The organism is Candidatus Paceibacterota bacterium (assembly GCA_035452965.1).
GTDB lineage: Bacteria > Verrucomicrobiota > Verrucomicrobiia > Limisphaerales > UBA8199 > UBA8199.
Map to the genome: position 1 here is coordinate 1 of DAOTCE010000021.1, position 25,425 is coordinate 25,425.

Genomic DNA, 25,425 nt, shown 5'->3' on the forward strand with positions numbered 1-25,425 from the left:
GTGCATTGGACTCTAACCAACTAGTCAGTGCGCCCTGCCGGGCGCACCCAAAAAAAATGCCGCCCTGCGGACAGGGCGGCATGGTGAGAAAGAGCGGAGGTTACTTCTTCGCCAAAGCACTCTCGTCTTTGAACCCAGTAGCCGCGGCTTGCTTCTTACTCCAATCCTTCGGCTTGCCGCTGTCCCAGGCCGACCAGTCCTCTTCCAGGGTGTCCTTTTCCGGCACGGGCCGATTCAAGAAGGGCGCCTTCGTCGGCTGATAGTCCTGATCTTTAACAATCGTGGGCGTGATGAAGAGAACGAGATCGGTCTTTGACCGATCCTTGGAATCATGCCGGAAAAGGTATCCCAGCACCGGGATGTCACCGAGGAGCGGAACCTTGGTGTTTGCCTGATTGATTTGGTCCTGAATCAGACCGCCCATGACCAGCGAGTTGCCGCTGGGGATCATCACGTGCGTGGTCAGATTGCGCGTAAGGAAGGAGTCCACTTCGTTGTCAACGCCCGCGATGGTGGACGTGAACGAGGGACCGAGTTTCGTGATAGATGGGGTGACGGTTAGATTGACATAGTCATTGGCCGAAATGCGGGGGGTCACTTCGAGGCGAATGGTCAGGTTCGAATACGTGATCTGCGAACCACCGGTCGTGTTCGCCGTGCCCGCCGAGACATTCACGATGGGATAGAGCATGCCGACCTCGACGGTGGCTTTTTCGTTGTCCAGCGTGACAGATCGTGGAGAGGAGATTTCTCTCACTTCGGAGTATGTATTGAGGAAGGAGATGATCGCGCTGACGCCGTCAGCGTTGAGAAACGCCATGGACGGGTTGAAGACGCTGCCTTGACTGAGGTTCATCAGGAGCTTTGTTGGGCTATCCAACAAGGCGCCGGGCGCCGGTGCACTTTCGATCGGAGTTAACGGTAATGATTCGCCTCCAGGTGCGCGCGTGAACCCGTTATTGCCCATCGTAACGCGCTGAGCCTCCAGAGTGCTGGCCCAATCAACTCCTTTCATCGTCTTGGGATTCACGGTCGTCTCCAGGATTCTCGCTTCAATCAGCACTTGCCTGGTGATGGTGTCGAGACGGGTGACGAGCTCGTCCACAGCCACAAGCTCAGGTTCCGTCGCCACCACAACCAACTGGCTGGTGCGGACATCCGGCATGACTTTGCTGCGCTTATCGGTCAGAATGCTCTGCGCCGCGGCGACTACGTTCGAGGGAGGAGCGTACTTGAGCTGGATGATCTTCGTAAAGAGCGGGGGCGGCGCGGCCGGATCTTTGACCGTGACGCGGGCGATCTTGCTCTTGGGATCATCCACTAATTGCAGGGTGTAGTTGTTGAGCAAGGCGTTGAGTGCCTGCTCGGCGGTGACATTCTCCCAGCGAATGGTCACGGAGGGCTGCGGTGTCACTTTGCCATCGGGTCCTACCTGGCCGAAGCCGATCTTCGGATCAAGCACATAGTTGATTTCGGCCTGGCGGGCGAGGTTGCGGATGGCGTCGGTCAGCGGCACATCCTCAATGGTGATGAGCGGGATCGGGGTGCCCGGACTGGTCTCGCTGGCGGCATCGGTGGCCGGTGCGGCGGGCTGAGCGGCATCATTGGCCGCAACCGCCGGGGCGGCCGGGGCCGGCGTCGGGACCTCGGCTACGGGAGCTGGGGCCGGTGCCTCGGTCGCAGCCGGACTGCTGGCGGCGGCTGTCTCGGCGGCTGGCGCCGGTGCTGCCGCTGCGTCAGGCGTGGCCGCCGGCGCCGGAGGAGCGTCGGGCACTGCCGCGGGTGGGGCAGCATCGCTGGCTGGGGTGGCTGGTGCATCGCCGGTGGGCGAGGTGGTTTGGGCAAAGCCAGCCAAACTGCAGGCGACCATCCCAACGAACGTGAGGGCGAGGATTATACGTTTCATGTAATTAAATTAGTTTTGCTTGCGACCGGACCATGACACATTGCTGTTTCATTGCCGCACCTTTGAGCAGTCATAGTGCCAATAGCCCAAATACCGGGAGGACTCCACGATACGGGCCTGAAAATGCCCACTGATCGGAAAAGGCTGTCTACCATTGAGACAACAAATGAAACGCTAAGCCAGCACGGGCCGCAAAAGGACTCCCTGCCCCAAGGGGAGTCCCATAATGATGCTGGGCCATGCCGATCCGCCAATGCGGCCAATGCCTCCCAGGGGGTGAGGTTGCTGTTGAATTAATGCACGTGGCTGTCTCATTTTCTGGCGCCAACCGAGGCCGGGCAGCTTGCATTCCGTCAATCCGGCGGCATCTTAATGGGAACAGAGCGTTCCGGCGCCAGGCCGGATGCGCGACATACTTGGGAATGGAAGACAAAAAACCTATGGCTCTAAAGAATGCTCCAGATCTGACTCAACGTCCGCCGCGCAGCCCGCGCGTGCGGTTAGGCGGCTACGTCATCTTGCCGCGCATGCTGGACAAAGGCCGCGCGACGGTTGCCGGCCGGAATGGCGAATACAATTACGCCTGTCCGGTTGACCAGCGTTTCCTGGATTTCGTGGGTGTCAAGGCCGGGGCGGTCAAGCGGCAGCTTGCGGCGGGCAAGAGTGACGGCGAGGTCCTTGCCTGGATTCAAAAGCACGCCCAGCACAAGCGCACAGAACCCGAAATCCGAATGTGGTCGGCCTGTCAGGAACAACGGGCGCCCGCCGATACCGAATCACGCGAGTTCTTCCACAAGGTGCACAGCAAGATTGCGCCCAAACGCGAGGACATCTCGACTTGGTTTGACTTGCTGGACCTGGATGACCACGTGACGTTCGGCGGCATGGCGTAACCTCTCGCGACGCCAGCGCTGACCCGCCGCGCAGCGGCCAATCACGCCACGCTGGCGGTTTCCGCGCCGGCCTGACTCCCGACCGGGGGCGGGGCTGCCGGCGCCGTTACGTACGGCTCAATCGAGTCGAGGCGATGACGGTGCACGACTTCGTGGACTTCGAACTCGACTTCGTCGCCGACTTTGTGCCCGAGTAGCGCCTGGGCCATTGGCGAAAGGTAGCTCACGACCTCCTTATCCGGTTCGGAATCCCAGGCGCCGAGGATTACAATCCGCTCCGGCTGGCCAGTCACCAAATCGGTGGCGCGCACCACGGTGCCGACGCCCGCCACGTCCGTCCTCACCCCGGCAAAGTCCGTGCCGCGGGCCCGGACCAGCTCCGTTTCCAGGTCCGCCTTCCGGCGCATGAGCAGCTTCTGCATTTCCTTGGCGGCCTTGTATTCATGGTTCTCGCTCAAGTCACCGTAGCTGCGTGCCAGGGCGATTTCCTTGGAATTGGCCGGGATCTTCTTTTCCACCAGCTCGCGGTATTCGCACTTGCGCCGCTCCAGGCTGGCCCAGGAAACCATCAGCGTGGCCTCCTGCCGGGGTTGTTCGCCCGAGATGAGCACCTGGATCGCCGGATAGCTTTTCACGATGCGGGCCAGGAGCGAACGCTTGTCCATGTCGTCAAATGAAGGCGAGAGCTGCAATGCTCGCGTCAGGTCTTTGATGACTTCCAGGTCGGCTGAGCCGATCAGCTCCACCAGCAGCTCGTGGTCGTCGAGAATGTAATCCCGCAGGCGGTTGGAGCGCCGCTCGTTGAACTGATCGCGTTCCATAGCGGTGAGCATGGCGCGGAAGACCTCCGGGCCGAGGATGTCGGCGAAAGAATCGTCCCGGTCTTTTGCCAGCCACAACAGCAACTCGCTGCTGGCGTTGTGCTGGCTGATGAGCCGCGCCACGGTGTCCTTGAGCTGCTGCATCTGGCCGGTCTCAATCAGGAGGCCGGCCAGCTCGCGGCAGAGCCTCGCTGGGACGGTGTTCAGCCCTGTCCGCACCGCGTCATGCCAGTGCTCGGGGTTGGCCGCCTTGAAGGACTCCAGCGCCCGGCGATGCTTGGAGGATGGAAGTTGCTCCAGCAATGGACCGAACTGCGCGTCTTGAGTCCAAATCGTCTGCGCGGTGACCTCCCCTTCGCCGGGCGGCAGCCCCGTCGCCCCCCGGAGATCGTCCCGGGCAAAGATAGCTTCGAGCGCCACGGCGGGCTGGGTGCGCTGGTAGCTGGGGATTTCAACATTCAGCAAGGCCACAACTTCCCTGCCGGCAGCGGTCTTGTCGGCCAGATCGTCCACGTTTCTGAGCAGCTCGGTGGCGACGGCAACTCGGGCCTTCAACCCTTTGGCCGTGCGGAATCCCTCCATCAACCGATCCTGCAGTGAGACTTCCTGGACCTGGTAAATCACGGGCAGGCTCTTCTTGAGCGGAACCTGGAAATGGCCATCCTTCTTCAATTCGCGCCGGGCCAATTCCCACCACTTCTTCCAATCCATGCCAATGACATCGGGCACCAGCGCGTGTTGAATCTGGTCCACCGTGGCTTTGCCGCCGTAGCTGGTCACCACCAGCTTGACCAGTTCCAATGGCTGCGCGGCCGCCATCTGCCGCAGGGCCGCCGGGTCCGATGCCTTGCGCGCGAGGATGTGATCTCTGGGTATCGGCTTGAGCGACTCGGCGGCAAAAGCCAGGTCCATCGTGTGGTCGGCCTTGTTGTCGAAGTCAATCGTGAACCGTCCAAAGACGGGATCCATCGTCTTGATTCGCCCAAAACCCCAGCTCCGGTGCATGCAGAAACCCGTGGTGGTCAGTTGCACCAGCGGTTCGATGTGGTGCCGCTCCAATTTCCCCGCCGCCGCCATTTTCTCGAATTCTTCTCTCATAAAGTATCTTAACGCTCGCGTCCCTTGAGCGGAATCGCTCTATTAAAGGCCGTGAGCGCCGGAAAACCAAGAGAAATTGCACTGCGCATCCTGCAACGGGGCGCGGACGGGGATTTCCTCGAGAACCGTCTGGCGGCGGCGCTGGCCCAAAGCCCGCTTTCCCCGCCTGACCGCCACCTGTGCCAGGAACTGGCCTATGGAATCACCCGCTGGCAGGCGACCTTGGACTGGCTGATCGCTCGCAAGACGGCGGGGCGCGCGCAGAAACCAAAGCTGCAATCTCTCCTGCGACTAGGTCTCTACCAGATCTTCTGGCTCGACCGCATCCCCAACCACGCCGCCGTGCACGAAACGGTTGAATTGGCTAAACACGAGGGCTTCCACACTCAAGCGGGATTCATCAATGCCTTGTTGCGCGGATACTTGCGCGAGTTCGATGCCACCGCCCGCCTGCTGGCCGAGCTGAAGACGCAACAGCCTCATCTGGGCTATTCCCACCCCGAATGGCTGGCGAGGCGCTGGCACGAGCGCTGGGGCGCTGACCGCGCGGCCCAGCTCATGGAATGGAATAATCAGCCCCCGAAAACGTTCGCTCGCGTCAATACCCTGAAAGCGGACCCTGGCAAGCTCCTGACCCAGTGGCGCGACGAAGGTGTGGAGTATGATTTCTTCCGCCGGGATTGGCTGGAGGAGAACCTGGTCTTCGAGCTCAAATCGCATCCGCCACTGAGCCGGCTGCCCAGCTTCCAGCAAGGTCAGTTCTATGTGCAGGACCCCAGCACCCTGCTGGCGGTGCGGGAACTGGACCCGCAGTCCGGCGAAAACGTGCTCGACCTCTGCGCCGCGCCCGGTGGGAAACTGACCGCCATTGCCCAGTTCATGCACAACGAGGGCCGCCTCGTCGCCCACGATACGGGTCCCGAACGGCTGGAGTTGATTCACCAGAACTGCGCCCGCCTGGGTGTGACCTGCGTTGAGACCCTTATCCCCTCAACCCTCAATGCCCAACCCCCAGCCGGCTTCGACCGCATCCTTGTTGACGCGCCGTGTTCCAACACCGGAGTTATGCGGCGCCGAATTGACCTGCGTTGGCGGATTCGCCCCGAGGAACTCGGGCGCCTGCGGGCGATCCAACTGGAGCTGCTGCGCCAGGCAGCGCCACTTCTGAAACCAGGCGGCACGCTGGTTTACAGCACGTGCAGCCTGGAACCGGAGGAAAACAGCGATGTGGCACGGGAGTTCCTCGCGACCCACATTGAATTCAAACTCGAAAGGATGCGCGAGCTTTTACCTTTTGTGGAAGGCGTTGACGGGACTTGCGTAGCCCGAATGGTCAGGACCTGAGAACGCCTCTCGTTAGCGGTTTGAAGCACAAAGCCACAACCGGCATAGCTGCCTCGCCATCGCGGCAATACAGGCCTCCTGCCCTTGGTCCGCGACCCGCCACTGGGCGGCCCCTCCTCAAGCCAGGAGCTAGCACCAGTGCGTATCGGCACCATTAGACATGCTAAAACAGAGAGTCCAGATTCGCACAAAAAATGGAGAGGCTTTGGCAAGGCATGTTGAGAGTTCTTGGTCAAATTCACCTTAATTGCTGCTGGATATGACGGAAAGTCGTCATACGCAACGGAAATCCGTCGGGAACGACGGAGAGTCGCTGCTTGCCCGGAAGTATGAGGCAGGCGCCGGTTGAGTTTGGCGGAGGCCTTTATGATGGAAATACAACGCACAATTAAATACGACGCGGACCGGATCAAGGGCTTCGGCAAGGAGATCATGCGAGTGCCGGGATGCGAGCAATTGGAAAGCTGCATCCAGTGCGGCACTTGCTCGGGGGTGTGCCCATTGAGCATCTACATGGACTACACGCCTCGCCAGGTCATGGCGCTCGCCCGGGGGGACTTCAAAAATGAAGTCCTCAAGAGTCACACCATTTGGCTGTGCGCGTCCTGTTATGCCTGCACCGTCGAATGCCCGCGCGAGATCCGCATCACGGATATCATGTATGAGCTTAAGCAGCGGGCCATCCAGGCGGGGATCTACCCCAAGCGCTTCCCGATCCCGGTGCTGGCACGCGAGTTTACCGAAATGGTGAAAAAGCACGGCCGGATCACGGAAATGCTGCTGGTGATGAAGCTGTTTCTGAAAACAAATCCGTTTGCCGCCATGGGCAATTGGCGGATGGGGATTGACTTGATGAAGACTGGGCGCCTGTCGCTGGCCACTGAGAAGATCAAGCAGCATGGTGACATTGCCCGCATGCTGGACGCGACTGACACCAAGAAAGGAGCCTGCTGATATGAAATACTCATATTTCCCCGGTTGTTCGCTCAAGGGCCTCGGTCGAGCTTACGAGGAATCCCTCCTGCCGGTCATGCAACACCTGGGCGTCGATTTGGAGGAACTGGATGACTGGAACTGCTGCGGTGCGACCGCCTACATGGCGGTGGATGAGGCCAAGGCTTGCGTGCTGGCGGCCCGCAACCTCGCGCTGGCGGAGAAACAGGGAGGTCGCCCGATCATGGCGCCCTGCGCCGCCTGCTACCTTGTGCTCAACAAGACCAAGCACTACTTCCACGATTACCCCGCTATGAAGGAAACCATGGACCGCGCGTTGGGTGCCGTGGGCCTGCATTACAGCGGCGATACACCGGTGCGCCATCCGCTGGACGTGCTCATCAACGACGTCGGCCTGGAAGCCATCAGGCAGAAAGTGCGCAGACCTCTAAAGGGATTGAAGATCGCCCCTTATTATGGCTGTCAGCTCGTCCGGCCATACGCAACTTTCGATGACCAGTACAATCCCACCACCATGGATCGCCTGCTCGAAGCGCTCGGGGCCACCATTGTGGGTTATCCCCTCAAGACCAAGTGCTGCGGCGGCAGCCTGACTGGCACAGTGCCCGAGGCGGGTATTCGGATGGTCTATATTCTCCTTAACGAAGCCAAGAAGCGCGGCGCAGATTGCCTGGCCACAGTCTGCCCGCTGTGCCAATTCAACCTGGACGGCTACCACGCGCCGGTAACCAGTCAGTATGGCCCCGTATTAGTGCCAACGGTCTATTTCACACAACTGATGGGGCTGGCTTTTGGGCTGCCCGAAGACGAACTGGGATTGAAGCGGGCGGCAATACCCTTCAAGTGGCGCCCTTCCGCCGCGGAAGCCTCCAAGCCCGTGGCCGCTTAATCGCAACTCAATGGATTTGACATGAACACTATCGTTAACCGCGGGGAAGTTCGCGTCGGTTTCTACGTCTGTCACTGCGGCCATAACATTGCCGCCATGGTGGATTGCCCGGAGGTCGCCAAATACGTCGAGACGCTGCCCGGCGTGGTCCTTTCCCGGGATTACAAGTATATGTGCTCGGACCCGGGCCAGGAATTGATCCAGCGGGATATCCGTGAGTTCAAGCTAAACCGGGTGGTGGTGGCCTCCTGCTCTCCGCTGCTTCACGAACATACGTTCAGAAGCGCGACTGAAGCCGGTGGGCTCAACCCGTTCTTCTTCCACATGGTCAATATCCGCGAACACAACTCGTGGGTGCACACCAACCGCGGGGAAGCCACCGAGAAAGCCAAAGCCCTGGCCCGCGCCGCCATCGAGCGCGTCGTGCATCACCGGGCGCTGGAAGTGAAGAAAGTGCCCATCCACCCGGACGTGCTGGTGGTGGGCGGCGGCATCGCCGGCATCCACGCCGCCATGACCCTCGCCAACGCCGGCAAGAAAGTTTACCTGGTTGAACGGGAGCCCTCGATTGGCGGACACATGGCGAAGTTCGACAAGACCTTCCCTACGCTGGATTGCGCAGCATGCATCCTGACCCCCAAGATGTCCGAGGTCGGCTCGCACGAGAACATCACTCTTTGGAGCTACTCCGAGGTCACCAAGGTGGACGGTTACGTGGGCAACTACACCGTCACCGTCAAGCGCAAGCCGCGCTACATTGACGAAGACCTCTGCACCGGGTGCCAGGAGTGCATTTCCAACTGCGTCTACAAGGAACCGAAGTTCCTGGATGAATTCAACGAGGGGCTTGGCAAGCGCAAGCCCGTCTATATCCCCTTCCCGCAGGCCACACCCCAGGTGGTGCTGATTGATCCAGAAGTCTGCCTCAACTTCAAGCGCGGCGTCCTCACCGACAAGTGCAAGAAAACCTGCGTGGAAGCCTGCGGCGAGAAGAAGGCTATTGATTTCTCGCAGAAGGAAGAGATCAAAGAGATCAAGGTGGGCACCATCATCGTGGCGACCGGGTTTCAGACCTTCGACGCGAAGCGCATACCCCAGTACGGCTACGGCACCTACCCGAACGTCTATACCTCGCTGGAGGTGGAGCGCTTGGTAAATGCCTCCGGCCCGACGGGCGGCGAGGTGATCCTGCGCGACGGCAGGCAACCGAAAGCCATCGGTATTATCCACTGCGTTGGCTCGCGCGATAAGAAGACCAATCGCTGGTGCTCGCGCGTCTGCTGCATGTACTCTCTGAAACTGGCGCACCTGCTCAAAGAGCACACCGAGGCCGAAATCTTCAACTTCTACATAGACATGCGCACGCCAGGCAAAGGTTACGAGGAGTTCTACGACAAGCTCCTCGAAGAGGGTGTGCATTTCATCCGCGGCCGCGTGGGCGAAGTCACCGATTGGGCCATGACCCCGGAGGAGGAAGGCAAGCTGGTGCTCCGCGTCGAGGACACGCTGGCGGGTTTTGTCCGGCGAATCCCCGTGGACATGGTGGTGCTTTCTACCGGGTTGGAGCCGCAGACTGACGCCCAGGCAGTGCGGCGCATGTTCAACATGAGCTGCGGGAGCGAAGGGTTCTTCCTGGAGCGGCACCCGAAGCTGGCTCCAGTGAATACCTTTACCGATGGCATCTATCTGGCGGGGGCTTGTCAGGGACCTCGCGACATCCCGGACACGGTTGCCCAGGCGGGCGCCGCCGCGGCCGAGGCCATGGTGCTCATTGACAAGGGTTACATCGAGCAGGAACCAAACACGGCTTACGTGCTGGAGGATGAGTGCTCCGGCTGCAAATCCTGCATCCCGCTTTGCCCGTACACCGCCATCACGTTTGACGCGGCGAAGGCAAAAGCGGTCATCAATGAAGCGCTCTGCAAAGGCTGCGGCACGTGCGTGGCCTCCTGCCCGTCCGGCTCGATCGCGCAGCGCCTGTTCGAAGACGAAGAGGTCTTCAGTGAAATCAAAGGAGTCCTGGCTTATGACTAAAGAATGGAAACCCCGCATCGTTGCGTTCTTCTGCAACTGGTGCACCTACACCGCCGCGGACCTCGCCGGTGTTTCGCGGCTCAAGTACGCCGCCAACATCCGCGTTATCCGGCTGATGTGCTCCGGCCGCGTAGACCCGCAGTTCATCCTGGATGCGCTGGCTCGAGGGGCCGACGGCGTGCTGATCGGCGGCTGCCACCCGGGCGACTGCCACTATGTCGAGGGCAACTATAAAATGCTCCGCCGGTTTCAAATGTTGAAACGCATGCTCGCCGAACTCGGCATCGAGAACGAGCGGGTGCGGTTGGAGTGGATCTCCGCCGCGGAAGGCGAGAAGGTCAAGCGCGTGGTCAACGAGATGGTCGGGCACATCCAAAAACTCGGGCCCCTCGACATCCCGCAGAAGTTCGAGGAGTGGGACAAGGAAATGGAACATTTCGCTGCGCATGTGGCGGGGAAGGAGGCTGCATCGGGCTGCGGTTGCGAAAAGCGCGGCGAGTCTGCCAGCCAGGCCAACAAGATGGAGGCGGCTCATGCCTAAACCCAAAGTAGCGTTCTATTGGTGCGCCTCGTGCGGAGGCTGCGAAGAAACCGTCGTTGACCTGGCTGAGGACATACTCGGGGTCGTCGAGAAGGTGGACATCGTCCTCTGGCCGGTGGCGATGGACTTCAAGTACAAGGACATCGAGGCCATGCCGGACAAGTCCATTACCGCGACTCTCCTCAATGGCGCCATCCGCTCCACCGAACAGGAGGAGATGTCCCTCTTGCTGCGCCGCAAGAGCCAGTTCCTGATTGCCTACGGCTCCTGCGCCGTCAGCGGGGGCATTCCCGGCCTGGCCAACCAGTTCTCACGTGAGCAGATGCTCAAGTTCAATTACGAGGATGCGCCGACCCTGGCCAGCGGCGGCGACAAAACCCGCCCGCAATTGAGTTTCACCGAAGCTGGCCGCGAAGTCACGTTGCCCGCCCTTCATCATGTGGTCCGCTCGCTGGACCAGGTGGTGGAGGTGGATTACTACGTCCCGGGCTGCCCGCCGACGCCCAATATCACCAGGACCGCGATCACGGCGCTGCTCGAAGGCAAGCTGCCGCCCAAAGGTTCCGTCATTGCGCCCGATATCGCCTTGTGCGACGAGTGTCCGCGCAAGAAAAGCAAACCCGAAAACATCAGTTTCACCGAGTTCAAGCGCCCGCACCAGTTGCTGGCCGACCCGGACCTGTGCTTTCTGGCGCAAGGTGTGGTCTGCATGGGGCCGGCGACCCGGAGTGGCTGTGGTTCGCAATGCACCATCGGCAACATGCCGTGCACCGGCTGCTTCGGCCCCACCTCGCGCGTCCGGGACCAGGGCCTCAAGATCATGTCCTCCCTCTGCGCCAATGTCGCGCCGAGGGAGGAAGCTGAAATCAACCAGGTGCTGGAAGGCATCCCGGACCCGCTGGGCACCTTCTACCGCTACGGCTTCGCCAAGAGCATGCTGCGCCGCAAAGTGACTTTGCCGGCCAACGGAAAGTGATATGAATCCAGCTACCCAACAAGCGTTCAATCAAGGCAACCTCCGCGCCAACGCCGCCTACCAGTCGGCCCGCCGCAACGTCACCATCAACCCCATCACCCGGCTCGAAGGCCACGGCAAGATCGACATCTTCCTCGATGACAAGGGGGATGTGGAGCGCGCCTACCTCCAGGTGCCCGAGTTGCGCGGTTTCGAGGTGTTCAGCATCGGGCGGCCGGCGGAAGACATGCCGCAGATCACCAGCCGCATTTGCGGCGTTTGCCCCACCGCCCATCACATGGCCGCGGCCAAGACTCTCGACAACCTCTACCAGGTCGAGCCCACTTCGGCTGGACGCAAGATTCGGGAGCTGGTCTATAACACCTTCATCCTCGAGGACCATGCCCTGCATGTGTTTGTTCTGGGTGGGCCCGACTTCATCGTCGGCCCCGAGGCCCCGGCGGCCGAACGCAACATCGTGGGCGTCATCGGCAAGGTTGGCCTAGAAGCCGGCAAGAAGGTCATCAGCAGCCGCCGGCGCCTGCGCGAGTTGATCGCCTACTTCGGGGGCAAAGTCGTCCATCCAGTGCTCGGTCTGCCGGGCGGCGTCAGCAAGGGGCTCAAAGTCGAGGACCTGCCCATGTTCAAGCAGCTCGCCCAGGACGCCCTCGAATTCGCCCTCTGGACACTGGACGTGTTCAAGAAGATTGTCCTCGCCAATCCGGACTACGTGCAGCTCATTACCTCCGACGCTTACACCCACAAGACCTGCTACATGGGGATGGTGGACGACCAAAACAAGGTCAACTTCTACGACGGCAAACTCCGCGTCGTGGACTGCACCGGCAAGGAAGTCTGCAAATTCACGGCCCAGCAGTATCTCGATTATGTGGCGGAGCACGTCGAGCCGTGGAGCTACATGAAGTTCACCTACCTCAAGCCACGCGGTTGGAAGGGTTTTGTGGAAGGCCCCGACACCAGCATCTACTCCGTGGCTCCGCTGGCGCGCCTGAATGCCGCCGACGGCATGGCCACGCCCAAGGCCCAGGCCGCCTACGAGGAATTCTACCAGACCCTGGGCGGCAAACCCGTGCATCACACCCTGGCCAACCACTGGGCCCGCGTCATTGAAATGGTTTATGCCGCCGAGCGCATGCAACAGCTTGTCAACGATCCCGAGATCACCAGTCCCGAGGTCCGGCGCGTTCCGACCTCCGTGCCGAAAGTCGGCATGGGAGTGATCGAAGCCCCGCGGGGCACGCTCTTCCATCATTACGAGACCGACGAGAAAGGCCTCATCCGCAAGGCCAATCTGGTAGTGGCCACCGGCAACAACGCCGCCCGCATCGCCATGAGCGTTGACCGCGCCGCCAAGGGCCTCATCAAGGGTGGCAAGGTCAGCGAGGGGCTGCTCAACAAGGTCGAGATGGCTTTCCGGGCTTACGACCCATGTTTGGGCTGCGCCACGCACTCGCTCCCGGGCCATCTGCCGCTGCGCGTCAACATCTACGACCCCCAGCGCAATCTGGTGCAACAGCTTGTGCAGGAATGAGACGCCCTTCTGGTTTCCAGGTTCGGGCTTCGGTCGAACCCCGGATTCCAGACCGCGGCTTTGAGATATGAGCCTCTCGGCGCTCGAGACTACCACCGGACTGGACGCTCCGCGATCCCCGGACGCACAGGTTCTCCTCCTTGGCTTGGGCAATGACATCCTCACCGACGATGCCGTCGGCCTGTTGGTTGTGCGCCAACTCCAGGGTGCGTTGGCCGACTGTCCGGCGATTGATGTCCGCGAGACAAAAGAGATGGGCCTGGCTCTGCTCGACTTCATTGCCGGCTACTCCGTTGTGGTCATTGTGGATTCCATCCAGACTGGCAAGGCGCCTCCGGCTACGGTGCATGAACTGGATGCGGGCGCGTTGCGGCAACTGACCGGGCGCACTCCGCACTTTCTGGGCGTGAGTGAAACCCTGGCGCTGGGCCGGCACTTGGGACTGGCAATGCCGGCGCAGGTCAGAATCTTCGCTATTGAGGTGGAGGATCCGTTTACCCTGGGCACCTCCCTGACCCCTGTCCTTCAGGCTGCCCTGCCCCGCATTGCCGAGCGCATCGCAGCGGCAGTGCGGTCGCTGGTATAACCGGCGGCGATGGGGACTTCGATTCCCCACAACGCCCTGTCGCCCTGGCCACGCCCCGTTTGCCCATCTCAGTAGCCGCGGCGCGAACCGCGCTGGTTCCGCCTGCCCTCCTGTGGTGGTCCTGACCTCAACCCACAAGCCAGTCTCACCGTATCCACACCGTATCCACACCGTATCCACACCGTGGATACAGCCTTGACATCGCTGCAGTTCCTGGGCGTAACCTGCTGTCGTTACAGCACTTATGCTTAGAACACCCCGCCCGGAAGGGCCAGGAACCGCCTTTGCTGTAAGTTCCGCAATTACGGAGCATTACACAAGCCCGGCCTCAACGACCACTCTTGCAGCAGTCGAAGACAGCCCGTGACCTGTCGTCCACCTTTCCACGGCCAACCCAGTTAACCCAACCGTCACGCAGCGCGGTCGGCCAACGCCGATTTGAGCCAGTGGAAAAACTCAACAGGTGCGGTATTTTGCCTTAGAAACAATCGAATGGCAGTCAAGGGTCAATCAATCAAGCGCAAGACGATAGCCGTCATCATGCTGACGAACATGGTGGTGCTGCTGCTTACGGCTGCGGCATTTGCCGTTTTCGATCTGGTGAGCTACCGGAAGAACCTGACCCGCGGCCTGTCGGCGACAGCGGCTGTCATTGCGGATCACAGTGTCCCGGCGCTCGTGTCCGGGGATGAGAAAGATGCGCGTTCGACACTGGCCTCGCTGCGGGCCGACCCGCGCATCGCGGTGGCCGCGCTCTATGACCGTCAGGGCAAGCTGTTTGCGTGGTATCCAATCCAGACGTCTCCCAACGCGCTTCCGCCGGCGCCGGCAACCGGTGGCCGCTGGTTTGACAGCGGACGATTGGTGCTCTTCATGCCGGTAGCGGAGGACGGTGTGCCGCAAGGGATGCTCTACTTGCATTCCAGCAGTCATCCGTTGCATTTGCGGTTGCGCGTTTACAGTGGGATAGCCGTGTTGGTTCTGCTTGGCTCGGCGCTGGCCGCGCTAGCCCTCTCCCATACCCTGCAGCGGCGGATCACTGATCCCATCCTGGCGCTGGCGGAGGTGGCGAATGGTGTTTCCAAACGCGGCGATTACTCCATTCGCGCCCAGATAGTCAGCGGCGACGAAACGGGCCTGTTGACCGAAGCATTTAACGAGATGCTCGGGCGCATTGAAGCGCAGACGTCAACCCTGCGTCGGGACGAAGAGTTGCGATCCTTCCTGGCCGCCATCGTGAGCTCTTCGGACGATGCGATCGTTGGAAAAGACCTGGAAGGCAAAGTCGTTAGTTGGAATGCCGGAGCCGAGCGAATGTTCGGCTACACGGCGGCGGAAATGGTGGGGCAGCCGATTACGCGCCTCCTGTCCCCGGACCGGCCGGAGGAGGAGGCGCAGATTCTCGAGGTGGCCAAGCTGGGGTCAACCCGGCACTACGAAACTGTGCGCATTCGCAAAGACGGCCGGCCCCTTGAGCTGTCGCTCACTGTGTCGCCGATCAGGAATGCGCGCGGCGATATCGTCGGCATCTCTTCGATCGCGCACGACATTACCGAGCGGAAACGCGCGGAGCGGGAGATCCGAGAAAGCCGGGCGCGCTTCTCGGGCATCATCGGCTCGGCGATGGACGCCATTATCAGTGTGGATGCCCGGCAGAACATTACGGTTTTCAACGAGGCGGCGGAGAAGATGTTCCGCTGCCCGGCCGCCGAAGCTCTCGGGCAGCCGCTCGATCGGTTCATTCCGGCGCGATATCGCGAGGCGCACCGCTGCCATGTGGCGGAATTTGGACACACGGGACTCACCAGCCGGGCCATGGGACATTTGCGGCCGCTCTCCGGCTTGCGCGCCGACGGCGAGGAATTCCCCATTGAAGCTTCGATCTCGCACATAGAAGTGGGCGGACAACAGACTTATACGGTCATCTTGCGAGACATCACCGAACGCCAGCGGGCGGAAGCGCAGATTCGACAGTTGAACGCGGAACTGGAGCAGCGCGTCACGGAGCGCACCGCGGAGCTGACCGCGGCCAACAAAGAGCTGGAGTCATTCACCTACTCGGTGGCCCACGACCTGCGCGCGCCGTTGCGGCACATTGACGCCTTTTCGAAGATTCTGCACGAGGAAGTCGCGGCCGAGCTGCGGCCTGACGCCCTGCATTACCTGGAGAACATCCGCAAAAGCACCAGGAAGATGAGCTTGCTGCTGGAGGATCTGCTCAACCTGGCGCGCGTCAGCCGCCAGGAATTGCGACGGCAATCCATACCACTGGGCAGCCTTGTGGAGGAGGTGCTGGCGGACCTGAAGCACGAGACCGCCGACCGCACGCTGGAATGGCGCGTCGAGCCTCTGCCCGTCGTGGAGTGCGACCGCGGCCTGATGAAGCAGGTCTTTGCCAATCTCCTCTCCAACGCCGTGAAATACACCCGGCCCCGCCCGGTCGCCGTGATCGAGATCGGCTGCCGCAAGACCAACGGCAATACCGCGGTCTTCGTGCGCGACAACGGCGTCGGGTTCAGCATGAAATACGCCGATAAGCTGTTCGGCGTGTTCCAGCGATTTCATCGGGCCGAGGAGTTCGAGGGCACCGGCGTCGGGCTGGCCACCGTGGACCGCATCGTGCGCAAACACGGAGGGCACATCTGGGCCGAGGCAGTCGTTGATCGGGGGGCCACCTTCTATTTCACAGTCGCCGGTTTGGGGCCCGCGGCGCAGGCGGAAGAACAACAAATGGCGATATGAACACTAAAGAAGTGGAACTGCTCCTCGTGGAGGACGATCCCAATGACGTGGAGCTGACACTCATCGCTTTGCGGAAGCACAAGCTGGCCAACAAGATTCACGTGGTGCGTGACGGGGAGGAAGCCCTGGATTTCCTCTTCTGCCGCGGGACCTACCAGCAGCGCAGCATCAACGGCCCCCCAAAGGTCATCCTGCTTGATTTAAAGTTGCCCAAGGTAAGCGGCCTGGAGGTGCTCAAGGCCATCAAGGAAGACCCGCGCACGCGGCCGGTGCCGGTGGTGGTGATGACTTCGTCCCGCGAGCAGCAAGACATGGTCGAAGGCTACCGGTTGGGCGTTAACAGCTACATCCAGAAGCCAATAGACTTTGACCAGTTCCAAACCATCATCCGGGACCTCGGCTACTACTGGCTGGTCGTCAACCGTTGCCCCCCGCCCGAGGCGTTTCCGGAATAGGCAGCCGTTAGGGCCTCCGCCCTGCCAGTTCACCACATGCTTGCAGCAGCGCTTCGGCCATCGCCTGGGCGCTGAACCGGTCAAAAACCGCCCGCCGGCCAGCCTCGCCCAGCGCACGGGCCTGAGCGGGCTCCACGAGCAACCGCTCGATCGCCTCCGCCAACGCCTGCGGGTCGCCGGGCGCGCAGAGGACTCCTCCGCGCGTTGCCTCAACCAGCTCGGGGAAGGCCGCGGTGCGGGGCTGCACGACCGGCACGCCCGCCGCCAGTGCTTCGATGACATAGAGGCCATACGCTTCTCCACAGCGCGCGGGAACCGAGAAAACGGAAAGTGAGCGCAGGAACTTGAGTTTGCCCGCCCGGTCAGGATTGGGATGAAACTCTGCCTCGGCGAGCAAGCCGTTTGCCCCCAGCCGTTCGCGCTGCGAATTGACAAACGGTGTGTCCGCCGGCCCGCAGCTGCCACCCACCCGCAGCTTGAGCTGGCCCGCCCGGCCACGCTGGCGCAAACGGATGTAGGCCTCGACCAGCGTGTCGAGCCCCTTCTCCGGACACATCCGGGCAAAGAACCCTACGGCAGGCGCGCCTGCCTGCTCGCCTGCCGCCTCGTACCCATCCAGGTTGATTCCATTGTGGATCACCCGCACCTTTGCCGGGGCCAGGCCGAGCCGCTCGGTCATTAGCCGGCCAAAGTAACTGCTCGGCGCGATGAGCAGGTCCACCTCCGCCGCCCGTTCGGCCAGCGTGCGCCAGCAGGTTGCGCGAAGCGGTTCAGGCAAGGCGTCCAGGAACGAGTCCTCCCCCTGTAAGGAGCAGGCAACCGGAACCCGCAACTCGGACTTGAGTCGGCGAGCCATGCCAAGCAGCAGGGCGTTGGAAAGGCAGAGCACGTCCGGTGGTGGCTGGGTTTTGAGCCACGCAACAAGCTCCTCCAGTTCGCGCCCCTGGTGTCCTTCCTCACCACGCAGCATGGAAAGGGTTAACTCGCCCAGGTCGGCCGCACGGGTCTTGGCCGCCCTGCCCGCCGCCCACTTCAGCAGGTGGGGCGAGGCCAGCAGATCATGCAGCCAGCCGGGCGCGCCCCGGAAGAGCGCGGACTTCTGTTCCAGATAGACGCTCAGCCCGCCAAAGAAAAGCGGCGTGCCTGTGCTTTGGTTTGTCTCATCCAGCGTCAGCGGCAGGTAAAGCGGCACCATGGTGACCTGGTGGCCCAGCTTGCGCAGCGCAGCTACCAGCGCGTTGTCGCGCAGGCACCCGCCGCAATACATGGCGCCCGCGCCGGGAGTTAGCTGCACCAGATTCACTTCACGCCAAAGCAATAAACACTGCCATCATTCCCCCCAACCACTATCCTGCCCCGCGCAACTGCCGGCGAACTCTCGATTGGCTGCCCGATCTCGTAGGACCAAATCTCCTTGCCGTGGTCCAGTGACACCACATACAACCGCCCGTCGTCGGAGCCCACGACCACCCTGTTCCCGCACACCGCCGGCGAACTGTCCACCTCGCCGCGCGTGGCGAAGCTCCAGACCGCTTTCCCATCGGCGCGCTTGACACAGTGCAACAACTTGTCCCGCCCGCCAAACACGACAAATTCGGCCGTCACTGCGGGAGAAGAGAAATACGGAAAGTTCCGGTCGTGAAAGGTCCACACCTTCCCCCCTTCCTTGAGGTCCACGCACATGAACTCGTTCTCGTACTGGCCGAAATAAGCGCGCCCGTCCGCCAATGCCACCGAGGCGGCGACATAGGCCCCGGCATCAACCTCCTGTACCTGTTTGCCGTCCGCCAGCGAGATCACATGAAGCAGCCCGTCGCACCCGCCGAAAACAGTCTGGTTGTTGGCAACCGCGGGCGATCCGTTGATGTAGTTGCTCGTTTCATAAACCCAGTTGCTGCGGCCCGTCACGGCGTCCACGCAGTGGAGTTTGTAATCGTAGCTGCCGACGAGCACCCGCACGCCGCCGGCCGATTGCACCCAGTTTGGCGCGCCGAGGATTTTGTCGCCCGTCCGGTATTTCCAGGCCAGTTTGCCGGTTCCGGCCTCAAGCGCGTAAAGCAAACCGTCGCTCGAACCGATATACACCTTCCCCTCCAACACCAGGGGCGAGGATTCCACACCGTCCTCCGTCTTGAACGCCCAAACCTTGCTGCCATCTGCAAGGCCCACGGCATAGACATGGCCGTCGTCCGACCCGACGAAAACGCGGTCCCGAACGATCGCCGGGGAGGACTTCACCGGACCGGCAGTCTTGAAGGTCCAGAGCAATTGCAGCTTCTCCGGCAGCTTGCCCTCGCCGACGCCCACAAGCGCCGGCCCGCCGCGGAACATGGGCCAGTCGCCGGGCGCAACCGCGGCGCTCGCGCACCAACACCCCAGCGACCACACCCAGACCGTGAGGTGGCGTGCCGCAAGCATCAGAAGTCGGGAATTCAAGTCGCCGTTGCGGTGAGGTTGGCAGCCGGTAAGCCCGCCGCCCGGCCGGCGGGAATACAGGTGATTGCAAACGGCGCGCCCGCGGCCACCGCAAGTCCGTGATGAATGCAACTCCGGCGGGTGAACGATCTCGACTTCATACGGCCGATAAAATGCAAATATGGATGCTCGCCTGAGTGTGCCGTCAAAACGCCGCCAGTCAAGCGGGACTCTGGCATTTCCGGTACGCGTGCCGGAACATTGTGGTGGACTTCGCGGGAGAGCAATCTAGATTATGCTCATGGGCCCGCTGCAGATAGAGAAAGCACACGACAAACAAGGCAATCCCGGCGCCTGGATCACGCTCGATCCCGGCGCGGAACCGGTCTTTGTCGCCCAGCACCAGTGGATCGGCGTGGATCTGGACGGCACATTGGCCCGGGATGACGAAGAGGGCCATTTCCTGCCGCCCTACCCGCTGGGAACACCGATTCCCGAGATGATTGAGATGGTCAAAAGCCTGCTGGCGGCCGGGGTGACAGTGAAGATCTTCTCCGCCCGGGCCTGTGATCCAGAAAGCGTCCCGATGATCCAGGACTGGGTCGAGAAACACGGGCTCGGGCGCTTGGAGGTCACCAATCAGAAGGACTACGACCTCATCCGCTTCTATGACGACCGCGCCATCCAAGTGCTGCCCAACCAAGGCAGATCGGTGAGTTGCCTGGCCAACGGCAAGCTCGGCTGAGCAAAAACGGGACCTTGGATCGTTGGAGCGGTGGAGTGCCGGGAATCTATCACTGCACCGCTGGATCGCTGTATTGCTTCCCTATTCCATCACTCCGTTGTCCCCCTGTTCGGGCGCTGCTTCTCCAGGCACTCGGGGCAAATGCCGTGTGTGAAGTCGGCCCCGGTGTGCTCGTGGATGTAGGCCTCGACTTGGCTCCAGTAGCCTTGGTCGTCGCGGATGCGCTTGCACCAGGCGCAGATTGGCAGCAGGCCGTGCAGAGTTTTGACCTTCTCCAACACCTCGGCCATGCGCTTCGAGGCACGCCGCAGCTCCAGTAGAGCCATCACCTGGCGCGCCAGGGCTTGCATCGCGGTCTTCTGCTGGGGAGAGAGTTGCCGCGGCTTGCGGTCAATGGCACACAGGGAACCCAAAGCAAAGCCTTCCGGGCTGGACAGCGGGAAGCCGGCGTAGAACCGTATGTGCGGCGTGCGCGTGACCAGGGCGCTGTCCGCGAACCTCGCGTCGTTGAGCGCATCTCGCACGATCAACGGTTCCACCTGCAGGATCGCATGGGCGCAAAACGCCACATCGCGCGGCGTCTCCTGTTCGTTCAATCCCACCCTTGATTTGAACCACTGCCGGGACTCGTCCACGAGGGAGATCGTGGCGATGGGCACATCACAGACATATGCGGCCAGCGCGGTGATATCATCGTAAGCCTGTTCCGTCCCGCTATCCAGGATTTGGTACTCGCGCAGGGCTGCCAACCGCTGCTTCTCATTGTCGGGGATGGGGGCCTTCATTCAGGGATGTGGGGGTTCGGTAACACTGCTTGACCCTTGTTCAAAAGGCCGGCGCCGAATACGCCAGCCCATGCGCGCCGGCCACGGCCTTGTGGGTGATCTTGCCGTCCATCACGTTGATCCCGCTTACCAGCGCCGGCTGCCGCTGGCACGATTCGGCCAGCCCGTGATCGGCCAGCAATTCAAGATAGCGGTGAGTGACGTTCGTCAACGCCTGCGTCGCCGTCCGCGCATAGGCCCCCGGCATGTTGGCCACGCAATAGTGGACAACACCTTCCTCAACGAAGACCGGGTGATCGTGCGTGGTGGGTCGGGATGTTTCCGAGCAACCGCCCTGGTCAATCGCGATATCCACCAGCACGCTGCCCGGGTGCATCCGCCGCAGCATATCGCGGCGAATCAGCCGGGGCGCCTTGGCCCCGGGAACCAGCACGGCGCCGATGAGCAGATCCACCGACGGCAGCAGTTCCATCAGGTGCGCTTCGTTCGAGTAAAGTGTGTGGGCAGTATGCAAGGTGATGTCCAGGAAGCGCATTCGCTCCAGATCCACTTCGAGGATGGTCACATCGGCGCCCATCCCCTGGGCCATGCGGGCGGCGTTGATGCCCGAGGCGCCGCCTCCCAGCACGACGACCTTGCCCGGCAACACGCCAGGCACCCCGCCGAGCAACACGCCGCTGCCGCCATTGTGCTTGGCTAGAAAGTAGCCGCCGACCAGGACAGACATGCGCCCAGCAATCTCGCTCATCGGTTCCAGCAGCGGCAGTCGCCGGTTGACTTCGATGGTCTCATAGGCCAGTCCGGTCACCCGGGATTTTATCAGCGCCTCAGTCAGCGACCGGCTCGCCGCCAGGTGCAGGTAAGTAAACAGCAGTTGGCCCGGCTTGAGCAGCCCGTATTCAGACGGCAGCGGTTCCTTGACCTTCACCACGATATCGGCCTTTTCGTACGCCGCCGCGTGGTCGTTCACTAGGGTCGCGCCGGCTTGGGCGTAATCCGAATCAGGGTAGCCCGACCCGGCGCCGGCGTTACGTTCCACCAGCACCTGGTGGCCGCGCTGGACGAGTTGATAAGCAACCGAAGGCAGCAAGGCCACGCGGTATTCCTGGTCCTTAATCTCTTTAGGCACGCCAATGATCATAGGGGAATTGGAGTAATGGATTGCTGGGGCAATGGAGTGTAGGCCATCAAATGTATGCGATGTTGCTCTCTTCTAGTATCAGGCTGCCGATCCATCCATCAGTCTCTTGCTTGTGCTTGGAACTTTCAACAAGTTTCAGCAGTCCTTGTTTAAGCTCGAAGGAAAGGTCGTTCAAGGCGCTATAGCCATGCTCGGCCTTCCGATAGGCAAGGAGACCAAAAACCGGTTCGATCGAGGAACCTATGTCAATCTTGTGCTAATAGTCTATTCGCGTCTCGTTACCGCTCCAGCACTCCATCACTCTGTCAGGATATTCTGGCTCTGCGCCCGGTTGACCAGCGCCAGCATGGTTACCGAAGCCGCAGCGTGCCGTTCCGCTTCCTCGATACGGTGGAATTCCCCGTAGACTTCTGTGCGCGTCGGCTCGTCGCGCGTCGCCAGGTCCTGCCCCTGGCTGGCGCGCAAGGCCATCAGGATATCGTGGCAAGTGATCGTTTCCAGCGGGCGCGCCGGCAAGTAGCCCGGGGCTTCGCCGGCGGTCTCTGTCACGAGCCGGGCGGCGCACAAGATTCGCATCAGCTGCTGCACCAGGCGCGTCGGCACGGCCAGTGCCTCGGCGATTTCGACCGAGTCGGGCGGCAGCTCCCCCTTCGCGAACCGCTGGCCGATGCAGGTCATCAGCCGCAGCGCCACGAACTCACGCCCGCGCTGGTTGATGTTCTCAACCTGCCGTTCCTCCAGATACGAAGCCCGGTTCTGGTACGCGTAGGCCACCTGCGCCCCAAACAGCAGGATCAACCACGCAAAGTAGAGCCCGATCATGAACACGGGCACCATCCCGAGGCTGCCGTAAATCCTGCTGTTGGACACCACGCGCGACACGTAGAGCACGCTCGCGAGGTTGTTGAGATGAAAGAGAATGCCCCCGGCCAGGCCGCCGGCCAGAGCCGCCTGCCAATTAACGTGCGTATTTGGTATCAGGGCATAAAACAAGGCGAAGGACAGGCACAAGACCACGACCGGCATGAGCTGGAAGATGAGCGGGCCCAAAACCGGCACGACCGCCAGCCACTGCTGCGTAACCCCCCAGTGTGGTCCGGTCGTCAGCCCCAGCGCGACGGCGATTAACAAAGGCGCCAGGCTGATAACGCCCCAGTAGAGGACAATCCGCATGAACCAGCTTCGCCCGCGCGCCACGCCCCAGATATCGTTGAAAGTGTCTTCAATCCGGTTCAGCATCGAGATGGCCGCGAACACCAACAGAATACTACCCGTCACTCCCAACGCGCCGCTGCGGGTGTTTTGGATGAACTCGTGGATGCCCCGCGCTATCGCTTGACGCGTCCTGACCACTTGCGCGGTTTCGGCGAAGGCCGGCGGCGCGGCCCCGTTGGTTGCTCCGCCGCCGCCTGAGAGAGCCGGGCTGTTGGTGGGCGCGGACGAAGGTGCGGTCACCTCGGCGGATGCGTTGGTGTCCGTGAACTCCGTAAACCAGTCTTCATCGAGCTTAAGTTCGTTCAGGCCCACCGTTTCCGCCGGCGTGACGCTGGCCACCAGTTGCACGATGAACTTGTCAATCTGGTCTTCCCCCTCCTTCTTGAGCACGGCGCTGCTGATGCTCATAGCCACGGCCAGCATGGGAACAAGCGCCAGCACGGTGGCGTAGGCCAGCGCCGAGGCGCGCACCAGGCAGCGGTTGCGGATGAAGCTCTTGCACACCAGAACCCAGAAATGAACGTAGCGAAGCCAGCGGGAAGTGCCGGCCAGCGACGCCGGGGCCCGCTCGTCCAGCAGCGCCTCCGCGCGCTGGCGGATCTGATGGAACCTGGAGACCTTTTTCGCCATGCTGACGCCGCCCACGCTAACAGAGCAACGAGGCAAGTCAATTGCTGGGAAGCGCCAGTGGAACGCGGCCTGGCCGTGCGCGCTCCGACCTGTTCCCTTTCCGCCACCGCGCGAGCGGGGTGCGCCCGCTGGAATTATGGTGTTGACAGTTTGGCCTCAAATCCGAGTATTCCCTCCCAATGCTTGCCGTCTGTTTGGAGTCAGGCAGCGTAACCAAATCGGTAACTGAACTATGAATAATCAACAAGCACAAGTGGTTGGCCAACTCCCGGGATACATCACCAGCGCCGTGCCCAATCCCAAAGACAAGCGCGCGCCTTGGTACAAGAACACCGCCCCGAGCTACGCGGGAATTTTCCTGTGGTTCGTGTTTTGGCAGGAATCGCTTAAGTCGCACAATCTGGGAGGGACGCTTTCCCAGGGGATTCTCCTCCCGCTGGTCGCACTCGTGGTCGCGGCGGCGATCTGCCACTACTTGTTCTACCTTGCCCCGGGCATGCTCGGAATGAAGACCGGTCTTCCGCTCTATATTGTGGGCACCTCCACCTTTGGTTCCCAGGGCGGTTTTCTCATGCCTGGCTTCCTGATGGGCCTCTTGCAGTTCGGCTGGGTGGGAGTAAATGTCTGCTTCTCCTCCCTGGCACTGGCGGAAGTCATTCCGGTTCCCGCCAAGGCCATTATGGTGGTCTGGGGGGCGCTAGCCTGCTTCGTGGGGCTCAAAGGCATCCAGTATGTTGCCAGGGTCGCCACTTACCTGCCGCTCATCCCACTGGTTACCCTGATTGTTCTGGTCGCCGCCACCATTGGCAACGTCGGTCACTTCGATGCGAAAAATCTGACGGCCCTCCAACAGACTTTCCTGGCCTCCAACGATCTGAAGCCGGCGGCGCCCGCGTTGGATGCGTTTACTCTCTTTGCCGTTGTTGTCGCCAACGTAGTGGGGTTCTTTGCGACCGCCGGCGCGGCTGGCGTGGACTTCGGCATGAACAGCCGCGACAAGAAGGACGTTTCGATGGGCGGTATGGTTGGAGTAGCACTCGCCATTGTTTTGATTGCCGGCGCGGCCCTGCTGGTGATTGCCGGGGTATATGGATCGGTCGAACTGCAGGCCAAGGCTCTTGAGGCTGGTAAGGGCGCCAAGAACGGTCCGGGCTTCATCCTCGACGCGTTCAACCTCATTCCTGTGGTCCTGGGACCCGCTGCGGGCAAGTGGGTGATGTTCTTGCTGGCGTTGGCGGCCTTCCCGCCGGCCTGCTTCTCGTCGTTCATTGCGGCCAACAGCTTCAAGACCACCCTGCCCAAAGTAAATCCCTTCATTTCCGTCGGGATCGGCACCGTCGTTGCTATTTTACTGGCTTGGAGCGGTTACGCCGGCGATGCCGCCGGTAAAGTGTTCCCGATCATCGGCGCCTCCTTTGGGCCGGTCTGTGGCGCGATGATGGTGGATTACCTGCTCAACGGCAAGAAATGGAGCGGCCCGCGCGCCGGCTTCAACCCCGCCGGCTGGGTAGCCTGGGCCGCCGGCTTCGTGGTCGGCATCCTGCCCAACCTCAGCGTCAACGTCCCGGCCGCCCCGGTGCTGGCCTTTATAATCGGCGCGGTGGTGTATTTCCTCTGCGCGAAGATGGGGATGCTCTCGCCGGTAGTGCCGGTCTCCGGCGCAATGGTTGAAGCCACAAAATAATCCCTCGAGATCATTGTCCGCTCGACCCGCCGTGATCTGC

The 25,425-nt window shown here is 61.6% G+C and carries 20 protein-coding genes; 13 read left to right on the forward strand and 7 right to left on the reverse strand.

From position 1 onward, the window contains the following. Nucleotides 1–100: 100 nt before the first annotated feature. The gene (locus tag P5205_15050; protein ID HSA11680.1) at nt 101–1,906 is read right to left on the reverse strand and encodes a hypothetical protein; all 1,806 of its coding nucleotides are present in this window, start codon (nt 1,904–1,906) and stop codon (nt 101–103) included. 440 nt (nt 1,907–2,346) lie between these two features. Between P5205_15050 and P5205_15055 the strand changes: the two genes are divergently transcribed. Then, nucleotides 2,347–2,799, forward strand: a complete 453-nt coding sequence (locus P5205_15055; protein ID HSA11681.1) for a DUF5069 domain-containing protein — start codon at nt 2,347–2,349, stop codon at nt 2,797–2,799. Nucleotides 2,800–2,840: 41 nt separating this feature from the next. On the opposite strand, the gene P5205_15060 is transcribed toward P5205_15055, so the two are convergent. After that, nucleotides 2,841–4,718 carry a GreA/GreB family elongation factor gene (locus P5205_15060; protein HSA11682.1) on the reverse strand — a complete coding sequence of 626 codons (1,878 nt, stop codon included), beginning with the start codon at nt 4,716–4,718 and terminating at the stop codon, nt 2,841–2,843. Nucleotides 4,719–4,769: 51 nt separating this feature from the next. Between P5205_15060 and rsmB the strand changes: the two genes are divergently transcribed. From rsmB to P5205_15110, 10 genes are all read left to right on the forward strand, one after another. Continuing rightward, complete coding sequence (gene rsmB, locus P5205_15065) at nt 4,770–6,062, forward strand: 16S rRNA (cytosine(967)-C(5))-methyltransferase RsmB (protein ID HSA11683.1); 1,293 nt, start codon at nt 4,770–4,772, stop codon at nt 6,060–6,062. A gap of 366 nt (nt 6,063–6,428) precedes the next feature. Next, a complete protein-coding gene (locus P5205_15070) occupies nt 6,429–7,016 on the forward strand; it encodes a 4Fe-4S dicluster domain-containing protein (protein ID HSA11684.1) in 588 nt (195 codons plus the stop codon). Between the two features lies 1 nt (nt 7,017). After that, the gene (locus P5205_15075) at nt 7,018–7,905 is read left to right on the forward strand and encodes a CoB--CoM heterodisulfide reductase iron-sulfur subunit B family protein (protein ID HSA11685.1); all 888 of its coding nucleotides are present in this window, start codon (nt 7,018–7,020) and stop codon (nt 7,903–7,905) included. Between the two features lie 21 nt (nt 7,906–7,926). Further along, on the forward strand, nt 7,927–9,939 hold the full coding sequence (locus P5205_15080) for a CoB--CoM heterodisulfide reductase iron-sulfur subunit A family protein (GenBank protein ID HSA11686.1): 2,013 nt from the start codon (nt 7,927–7,929) through the stop codon (nt 9,937–9,939). Then, nucleotides 9,932–10,480: a hydrogenase iron-sulfur subunit gene (locus tag P5205_15085; GenBank protein ID HSA11687.1), complete on the forward strand. Its 549-nt coding sequence runs from the start codon at nt 9,932–9,934 to the stop codon at nt 10,478–10,480. Before P5205_15080 ends, P5205_15085 begins: the two co-directional genes overlap by 8 nt. Further along, a complete protein-coding gene (locus P5205_15090) occupies nt 10,473–11,456 on the forward strand; it encodes an oxidoreductase (protein HSA11688.1) in 984 nt (327 codons plus the stop codon). Before P5205_15085 ends, P5205_15090 begins: the two co-directional genes overlap by 8 nt. Before the next feature lies 1 nt (nt 11,457). Beyond that, nucleotides 11,458–12,987 (forward strand): Ni/Fe hydrogenase subunit alpha, encoded by a 1,530-nt coding sequence (locus P5205_15095; protein HSA11689.1) that lies wholly within the window; start codon nt 11,458–11,460, stop codon nt 12,985–12,987. Nucleotides 12,988–13,054: 67 nt separating this feature from the next. Then, nucleotides 13,055–13,573 (forward strand): hydrogenase maturation protease, encoded by a 519-nt coding sequence (locus tag P5205_15100; GenBank protein HSA11690.1) that lies wholly within the window; start codon nt 13,055–13,057, stop codon nt 13,571–13,573. Nucleotides 13,574–14,065: 492 nt separating this feature from the next. Next, nucleotides 14,066–16,315: a PAS domain S-box protein gene (locus tag P5205_15105; GenBank protein HSA11691.1), complete on the forward strand. Its 2,250-nt coding sequence runs from the start codon at nt 14,066–14,068 to the stop codon at nt 16,313–16,315. Continuing rightward, on the forward strand, nt 16,312–16,770 hold the full coding sequence (locus P5205_15110; protein HSA11692.1) for a response regulator: 459 nt from the start codon (nt 16,312–16,314) through the stop codon (nt 16,768–16,770). The genes P5205_15105 and P5205_15110 overlap by 4 nt, the downstream gene beginning before the upstream one ends. 7 nt (nt 16,771–16,777) lie before the next feature. Here the strand turns inward: P5205_15110 and P5205_15115 are convergent, their stop codons facing one another. Together P5205_15115 and P5205_15120 are read right to left on the reverse strand one after the other, a co-directional pair. Then, nucleotides 16,778–18,073, reverse strand: coding sequence for a glycosyltransferase family 4 protein (locus tag P5205_15115; protein ID HSA11693.1), 1,296 nt, complete (start codon nt 18,071–18,073; stop codon nt 16,778–16,780). Continuing rightward, the gene (locus tag P5205_15120; protein ID HSA11694.1) at nt 18,070–19,188 is read right to left on the reverse strand and encodes a PQQ-binding-like beta-propeller repeat protein; all 1,119 of its coding nucleotides are present in this window, start codon (nt 19,186–19,188) and stop codon (nt 18,070–18,072) included. The genes P5205_15115 and P5205_15120 overlap by 4 nt, the downstream gene beginning before the upstream one ends. 298 nt (nt 19,189–19,486) lie before the next feature. Here P5205_15120 and P5205_15125 point away from each other — a divergent pair, with 298 nt between their 5' ends. Beyond that, entirely contained in the window at nt 19,487–19,930 is a 444-nt protein-coding gene (locus P5205_15125; GenBank protein ID HSA11695.1) for a hypothetical protein, read from the forward strand. Between the two features lie 89 nt (nt 19,931–20,019). On the opposite strand, the gene P5205_15130 is transcribed toward P5205_15125, so the two are convergent. The 3 genes from P5205_15130 to P5205_15140 form a co-directional block, all read right to left on the reverse strand. After that, on the reverse strand, nt 20,020–20,715 hold the full coding sequence (locus tag P5205_15130; protein ID HSA11696.1) for a GAF domain-containing protein: 696 nt from the start codon (nt 20,713–20,715) through the stop codon (nt 20,020–20,022). Nucleotides 20,716–20,755: 40 nt separating this feature from the next. Then, nucleotides 20,756–21,856: an alanine dehydrogenase gene (ald, locus tag P5205_15135; protein ID HSA11697.1), complete on the reverse strand. Its 1,101-nt coding sequence runs from the start codon at nt 21,854–21,856 to the stop codon at nt 20,756–20,758. A gap of 297 nt (nt 21,857–22,153) precedes the next feature. Continuing rightward, nucleotides 22,154–23,701 carry a YhjD/YihY/BrkB family envelope integrity protein gene (locus P5205_15140; protein ID HSA11698.1) on the reverse strand — a complete coding sequence of 516 codons (1,548 nt, stop codon included), beginning with the start codon at nt 23,699–23,701 and terminating at the stop codon, nt 22,154–22,156. A gap of 232 nt (nt 23,702–23,933) precedes the next feature. Here P5205_15140 and P5205_15145 point away from each other — a divergent pair, with 232 nt between their 5' ends. Next, nucleotides 23,934–25,385 (forward strand): cytosine permease, encoded by a 1,452-nt coding sequence (locus P5205_15145; GenBank protein HSA11699.1) that lies wholly within the window; start codon nt 23,934–23,936, stop codon nt 25,383–25,385. Nucleotides 25,386–25,425: the final 40 nt, after the last annotated feature.